Genomic DNA, 6,717 nt, shown 5'->3' on the forward strand with positions numbered 1-6,717 from the left:
GGATATCGACGTCATCGGCATCGAAAACGCACTGGCCTTTCGCATCCTGCTCGCCACCTGCGTACGCGGCATCGAGCTGGCCAGGGCAAAAAAAGAGCACCTGTTCCTGGATCGCGGAATCTGGTGGATTCCTGACGAGTCGGTCAAGACCAGAGAGGGATTTCTAGTCCCCATCGTCCCGACCGTCGCGTCGTGGTTCCAGGCACTGATCAACTTGTCCGGTGAGTCCATCTACCTGCTTCCTGCTCGCCAGGAGCGGCGGCGGCGCAATCAACAAGGGGACACCCATGTTGGTTCCACCACCCTGTGGGCTGCCTTTCGACGGGCTTTCGACCGTCGGGAGATTCCCATCCGGCAATTTACGCCACATGACACCCGATCAACCGCCAAAGGGCACCTGAGAAACATGGGCGTTTCCAGGGAAATCTCGGAGATCGCACTGAACCATACGCTCAAGGGCATGGAAGCCATCTACGATGTCCGCGAAGAAATCCCCGAGCGGCGACAGACGCTGACCATGTGGGCGGCGTTTCTGGTTGCATGCGAGGCGGGAGAACCATCCCCGCAAGCCTCCGTATCCACGATCAGCAACATCATCCAGTTGAGAAAAGCAGCAGGAGCCAGAGCATGAGACCCAAATTGAGCTTCCATTCGTCGCTCGAATCGGATATAATCCTTCATGACAAAACCCGCCAAGGCTACGTACGAAAGTACGCCCTCAAACCGGCGGGTTACTCATTTCCGGCCCCAGAAAAAGCAAGCAGAACACGGACGGGCCCACAATGACACACCAGCATCATCCCTTCGCCAAGCCCGTGACAAACTATGCTGAGCAGGTAGCCATCCTCGAACGACGGGGGATGCGTGTCGATGATCATTCCAAAGACGAAACCGCTGAGCCTGCAGCACCAATTCCAGCCTGGGTCACGTCGGCTATACAACACACTGACGATCCTGCTGCACTGCATGGATATCGTAGCTCCGCAACACAGCTGGAGGCGGCGGCTGAAGACCCTGATCGAGCAGCACAGTCCGCCCACTCGGGCCATGGGCTTCCCGCCACAGTGGGATCAATTCCAGATTTGGCAGTAAGCAAAACGGTCACCAACACCTACCTATCCAGTGGGCTGGCCCTACCGAGGCCCCACCATGAACGAACCTCTCTCCGAGGTCATCCGCATCCAGGTGACCCCGTCCCATGCTGCGCGCCTGGGCGAGGCAGCCGCCCTGTCCGGGCTGTCCCTGTCCAACTATGTCCGGCGCCGCCTGGTGGCTGACGACACCTTGCAGGAAGAACTGACACTGCTGCGTCAGGTGATCGCCAGCCTGGATCAGCTGCGCGATACCCGTATCGCTGCTATAGAAACCGTCCATCTGGTGCGGGCCATGGCCAAGCCGGAACAAATCGACCAGGCACAACAGAACCTGCAACGCTTGCGCTGATCTACAATAGCCAACAACAAGACCCGCCAAGGCTATGCGCAGTGCGCATCCTCAAACCGGCGGGTTACTCATTTCTGCGCCCCTAATTAGACCAGCGCGGTCTACGTCTCATTCCAAGCCCAACTGCGGCTATCTGCTCCCCCTTCCCCCGGAGACATCCCCATGCAAACCCTTCCCGCCTTGCGGGCTGGGGCGCTGGCGTTCGCCTGCGCTCTGGCTCCTGCTGTCCATGCAGCCAACTCTGCCGATCTGCTGACCGGCACCCCGCGCCTGGCCTGCGAAGCCACGCTGTGCCTGTCCTCCAGCTTGCGGCCTGGCGAATGCAGTCCATCGCTGGAGCACTATTTCGGCATCAAGCGATTCAACCGCCATGGCCTGGACTGGAATGCCACCGTTGCTGCCCGCCGGTCCTTTCTGGGCCAGAGCCCAGCCGCAGCCGATCCCGGCATGCCGGAACGGGTAGAAGCCATCTCGCGTGGTGCGGGCAAATGCGATGCGGACTACCTGAACCGCAGCTATGCCAGAACCCACACGCAAATCTCGACACCCGGATGCTCGCCATCGCCCATCGGGCCGCCCGCGAAGGCATCGGTGCCCTGAGCCTGGGCGAAGCGCTGACCGCCGCCCTGGTGCTGGATCGCGACGACTGGCTGCAGGAACGCGGCTACAGCATCGCCGACGCCCTGGATCGCATCGGCGGCGACTGGGCCGCTCGCATCCCGACAGTTGCCCGGCAGTTCCAGACGGAGCTGGCCCAGGCCCGGCTGCGCTTCTCGTACGAGATCGTGCCGCGTGAAGGCGACGGCGAAGGCTACCTGCTGCGCCTGCTCGATCACAACCAGGAAGTCGGCTGCGGGCATTTCCCCGCCCGTGGCCAGTCCGTGCGCTTTGCCGACGACCAATGCGCCTACGACGAAGCCCACGCAGCAGGCCTGGCCTGGCTGGACGGCAAGCAAGCCACTGTGCTACCGGCCCTGCATCACTGACATCCCCTCAAGGCATTTCATGACTGACAACCCGCTCAAACCCGATCCCGTCACCCGTTACCGTGCCGTGCTGGAAAGTCTGGATCCGCGCCTGCTGCGCCAGGCTGCGAAGCTGCGGGCACTCTACCCGCTCATCGAGCCCCAGGTGGCTGCAGGCGTGCCACACGCCGCCATCATGGAGGATCTGGCCGCCGCAGGCCTGCCGGTGCGGCATAACACCTACATCACCACGCTGCGCCGCTGGCGCAAGGCACGGCGGCTGGCCGCCGAAGAAGCAAGTCAGGCGACCTCCACACCCGCAGCCACGCCCGACACCACCCCCACTGCCAACCCCACCCCACCACCACTGGACGCCATCCAGGGGCGACCCAGCCGCATCCAGACACCAGGGGATCTGCGCAAGATCCGCGACATGCGTATCGACCTCGATGCCCTGCGCCGCGAAGGCCTTGCCAATCGAGCCAAGGCCACCCAAGACACCGAAACCCAAACCGACAAGGAATGAAGCCATGAAAGTCGCAGTCCTGAACTACACCGGATCGGTCGGCAAGACCGTCGTCGCCTCTCACCTGCTGGCCCCCCCGCATGAACGGAGCACAGATCTTTGCCGTGGAGTCCACCAACGAGACCGGCGCAGACCTGGGCCTGGAAGTCGATCAACTGCGCGGCGAACACTTCGGCAGGCTGTTTCGGGAGCTGCTCACCCGTGACGATGCCATCGTGGACGTGGGGGCCAGCAACATCGAGGATTTCCTGAACCACATGATGCGCTACGAAGGGGCCCACGAGGAAATGAGCTGCTTCGTGTTGCCCGTCATCAACACCGGAAAGGCCCAGCGCGAAACCATCAAGACCGTGGTCGCCCTGGCCGAGCTGGGTGTGGATCCGGAACGGGTGCGCATCCTGTTCAACCGGGTGGAATCCAGTGTCGAGGATGAATTCCCCTCAATCCTGGCCTATGCGGCCAAGACTGGCGAAGTGCAGGCCAACCCCAAGGCCGCCGTCTACGAAAACGAAGTCTTCGAGCTGCTGGCCGATCTGCGCACCACGCTCGCCGACGTGCTGGCCGACCAGACGGACTACCGGGCACTCTTGAAGGCCGTGGACCGCAGCGACCATGCGCGAATTTCCCAGCTGAGTAACCGGCACGCCTTGCGCGCCCTGGCCCAGCCCGTGGATCGGCAGATGAATGCGGCCTTTGCGGCACTCTTTGCCTGATCCCGCCGTGGACGCGCTCCAGACCCCAGGCCCGGCTCCGGGCCACGCCCGCACCAAGCTTGATCTGCTGTATCACGAGGTACTGGGCGAAGTCGCCAGCCTCGTGGATCGGCTTGAAATGGCCAGCACCAGCCTGGATGCCGCCCAACAGCAGATCCAGGCTGTGGCCGACACCCAGCAGGTCCTGCCCCAGCAACTGGCCCGGCATCTGGCCACCACCCTCGAAGCCACCGCCAAGCCCATTCACCTGCAGCACCAGCAGGCCATCCAGGCCATGCTGGACGCGACTGGCACCCGGCTGGACCACCTGGCCCAGGAGGCAGCCCAGTGTGCCCGCATCACGCACCAAGCCGCCCAGCGCATGGCACTCATCGCTGTGGTCATCGGCTGTGCCGCCGGTGTGCTAGGTGGGCTGCTGGCAGGCCTGGCGCTGGGCCAGTGGCTGATTCCCTGATTCCACGAAGGCATCCATGTCTACCCTGATCTCCCCCATCACCCGGCGGCGTATCGCCGCCTTTTCCCTGGCACTCTTTCCCATCGCGGCCTGGATGACCGCCGCCACCTACGGCAGCGGCATCGCCTGGCGCGACTGGAATCGCCAGATGGCCTGGCATTTCGTGAAGCTCACTCCAGCCTACCCGCTGCTCTACGGGGCCCTGGGACTGGGCCTGGTGCTGGCTCTGGCCTTGACTCTCTTCGTTGGCCGTACCGCTAAAACTGAAGGTTTCGAAGGCGCAGCCTACAAACGCTTCGTGCGCGGCACCCGGATGACCACGGCAAAGCACCTGGCAAAGCTCTGCACAGAACCCGGCAAACAACAGCTCGACGTGGCAGGCATCCCTATGCCCACAGCCAACGAAAACCTGCACCTGCTGGTGAGCAGTGCCACCGGGTCCGGTAAGTCGGTGCTGCTGCGCAATATGGCGGCATCCGTGCTGGCACGCTCCCGCAACCATTGGCACCATCTGCCAGGCCAAACACCTATACGCAATGACCGCATGATCGTCATCGACCCCAATGGCGATCTGCTGAGCGAATTCTGGCAACCCGGCGACGTGATCCTCAACCCCTACGACGCCAGAACCCAGGGCTGGTCCTTCTTCAACGAAGTCCGCGCCGACTACGACTGGAAGCGCCTGGCGCATTCCCTGGTGCCCATGAGCCAGGACAAGAACGCCGAGGAATGGAACGACTTCGGGCGGCTGCTGCTGCGCGAAACCGCGAAGAAGCTGCACCAGTTGCAGGGCACTGAGGCCAGCATCATGGATCTATTCCGGCTGTGCACCATCGAGGACCCGAAGGTGCTGAAGCAATTCCTGGACGGCACCCTGGCAGAATCCCTGTTCGTCGGATCCAGCGAAGCCAGCAAGGCCCTGTCGTCGGCCCGGTTCGTGCTGTCCAACAAATTGTCCGAGCACACCAGCATGAAGCCTGGCCCCTTTTCCATCCGCGACTGGCTGGATAAGCCCGAAGGAGGGAACCTGTACATCAACTGGCGCGAAGACATGATGAGCTCCATGCGGCCGCTCGTATCCTCCTGGGCCGATGTCTTCATCACATCGATCCTGTCCATGCCCGAAGGTACCGGCAGGCGTTGGTGGCTATTCATCGACGAACTGGCCAGCCTGGAGGCCTTGCCGTCACTGGAAGCGGGGCTCACCAAAGGTCGCAAAAATGGACTGCGCATCGTCGCGGGCCTGCAGAGCACGTCCCAGCTGGAACACCTGTACGGCAGGACGATGGCCACCACCATTCGGGCGAGCTTTCGTAACCTGGTCGTGCTGGGGGGATCACGCACCGACCCGCAGACTGCCCGCGACATGAGCGAAAGCCTTGGCAAACACGAGATTGAGCGGCCAAAATACAGCGTCAGCCGCAGCGTCGATCATCGGAATACGTCGGATAATATGGATCGGACAACTGAGGATGTGATGACGGCGGCGCAGATTCAGGCGTTGCCGGTGCTGGAAGGGTATGTGGCGTTGGCGGGGAATTTGCCAGTGGCGCGAGTCAGGATGCCGTTCCAGCAGTTTAATGGCCACGCTGCACCATTCCAGAGTGGAAAATGATTGCAATCGGCCAGAAGCTGCCACTTGAGCATTGACGTACTGTGGTCACCAAAGCATGAGGGCAAATTTTTGTGATTTTCTAAACGCTGCAGCAGCTAATTCCCCCATCGAACTGTAAGCTCTATACAGCATTGGGCGAGCTAGACATGCCTACTGCATGTCTTCTAAATCTGGTTATATAGCAAGGAAGCCGATAAATGCCCACAATCTATGCTTTTGTAAAAATCTTTGAGCAGGAACAATACGCAAAGGACTTCGTTTCGGGAAAGCTATTCATGAATCCGATTCGATACTTCAAGGATTATCGAGACGCCGCAGGCGAATTGCGTGGCGACCCGCACGAGGGGGTGGTGGGCTGGTATCAACCAAACAAGATAGGACTCCAGATTGGAGGTCATGTAATCCAATCTTCTGACATTACCTGCCCTGTAGCTATTCACGATCCAGAGCTACTAAATAAAAATGCATTTTGCATTTATTCGCTCAACAGCGGCAACTACCAATCAATAGATAGAGAAACTCTTGAGGATTTCAAGAGAACCATAGAATTACATGAGTCTTGCTTCGGCCTTGGTAATTTCTGCGTTGTCATCCTGAATGCTAAAAAATTCTTAGACCGAGTGGAATCATCAATAAAAAGCAATAATCTATCCGCTAATCTCGGGCTTGTAGAGTACTTTAGTGAGAACGAATATCACGGGGACTTTTCACCCGAGAAGCGCGGTTTTCATAAAAGGTCACTTTTTTATCATCAGCGAGAATATAGGATTCTTATCGATACGCATTGTTCTCTTTCTAGCCCATATATTTTAAACGTTGGCGATCTCTCTGATATTGCATTGCTTACCACGCCAGAAGAATTCAAACAACAGCTTCGAATCAGCCTTCCTGATCGCAGCACAACATACTAACCTTTCGAAAATTAAAGTCAGGTATGAATATAGTGACATTCAGGCTGTTTGAAGAAAGACAAGACGAGGTCAGGCAGCTTCTGAATTTTT

Annotated in this window: 8 protein-coding genes and 1 pseudogene; all 9 read left to right on the plus strand. The window is 59.5% G+C overall.

The window, feature by feature from the left end; translation table 11 throughout:
* Window positions 1–631: tyrosine-type recombinase/integrase (locus tag CCA01S_RS14835; RefSeq protein WP_157076560.1), on the plus strand; the 631-nt coding region annotated here is incomplete at its 5' end.
* A gap of 518 nt (window positions 632–1,149) precedes the next feature.
* Window positions 1,150–1,443 carry a plasmid mobilization protein gene (locus CCA01S_RS14845; RefSeq protein WP_066459909.1) on the plus strand — a complete coding sequence of 98 codons (294 nt, stop codon included), beginning with the start codon at window positions 1,150–1,152 and terminating at the stop codon, window positions 1,441–1,443.
* 162 nt (window positions 1,444–1,605) lie between these two features.
* Entirely contained in the window at window positions 1,606–2,043 is a 438-nt protein-coding gene (locus CCA01S_RS14850; RefSeq protein WP_084386830.1) for a TrbM/KikA/MpfK family conjugal transfer protein, read from the plus strand.
* Window positions 1,995–2,429 (plus strand): hypothetical protein, encoded by a 435-nt coding sequence (locus CCA01S_RS14855; protein ID WP_066459901.1) that lies wholly within the window; start codon window positions 1,995–1,997, stop codon window positions 2,427–2,429. Before CCA01S_RS14850 ends, CCA01S_RS14855 begins: the two co-directional genes overlap by 49 nt.
* Window positions 2,430–2,448: 19 nt before the next feature.
* On the plus strand, window positions 2,449–2,934 hold the full coding sequence (locus CCA01S_RS14860; RefSeq protein ID WP_066459903.1) for a hypothetical protein: 486 nt from the start codon (window positions 2,449–2,451) through the stop codon (window positions 2,932–2,934).
* 4 nt (window positions 2,935–2,938) lie between these two features.
* Window positions 2,939–3,647 (plus strand): annotated as a pseudogene (gene stbB / locus CCA01S_RS14865) (StbB family protein).
* A gap of 7 nt (window positions 3,648–3,654) precedes the next feature.
* Window positions 3,655–4,101: a hypothetical protein gene (locus CCA01S_RS14870; protein ID WP_232305146.1), complete on the plus strand. Its 447-nt coding sequence runs from the start codon at window positions 3,655–3,657 to the stop codon at window positions 4,099–4,101.
* A 16-nt stretch (window positions 4,102–4,117) separates the two neighbouring features.
* The gene (locus CCA01S_RS14875) at window positions 4,118–5,716 is read left to right on the plus strand and encodes a type IV secretion system DNA-binding domain-containing protein (protein WP_066459907.1); all 1,599 of its coding nucleotides are present in this window, start codon (window positions 4,118–4,120) and stop codon (window positions 5,714–5,716) included.
* A 197-nt stretch (window positions 5,717–5,913) separates the two neighbouring features.
* Complete coding sequence (locus CCA01S_RS15785; RefSeq protein WP_157076561.1) at window positions 5,914–6,627, plus strand: hypothetical protein; 714 nt, start codon at window positions 5,914–5,916, stop codon at window positions 6,625–6,627.
* Window positions 6,628–6,717: the final 90 nt, after the last annotated feature.

It is taken from the genome of Castellaniella caeni NBRC 101664 (assembly GCF_001592225.1).
In the GTDB taxonomy this organism is placed as follows: domain Bacteria; phylum Pseudomonadota; class Gammaproteobacteria; order Burkholderiales; family Burkholderiaceae_B; genus Castellaniella; species Castellaniella caeni.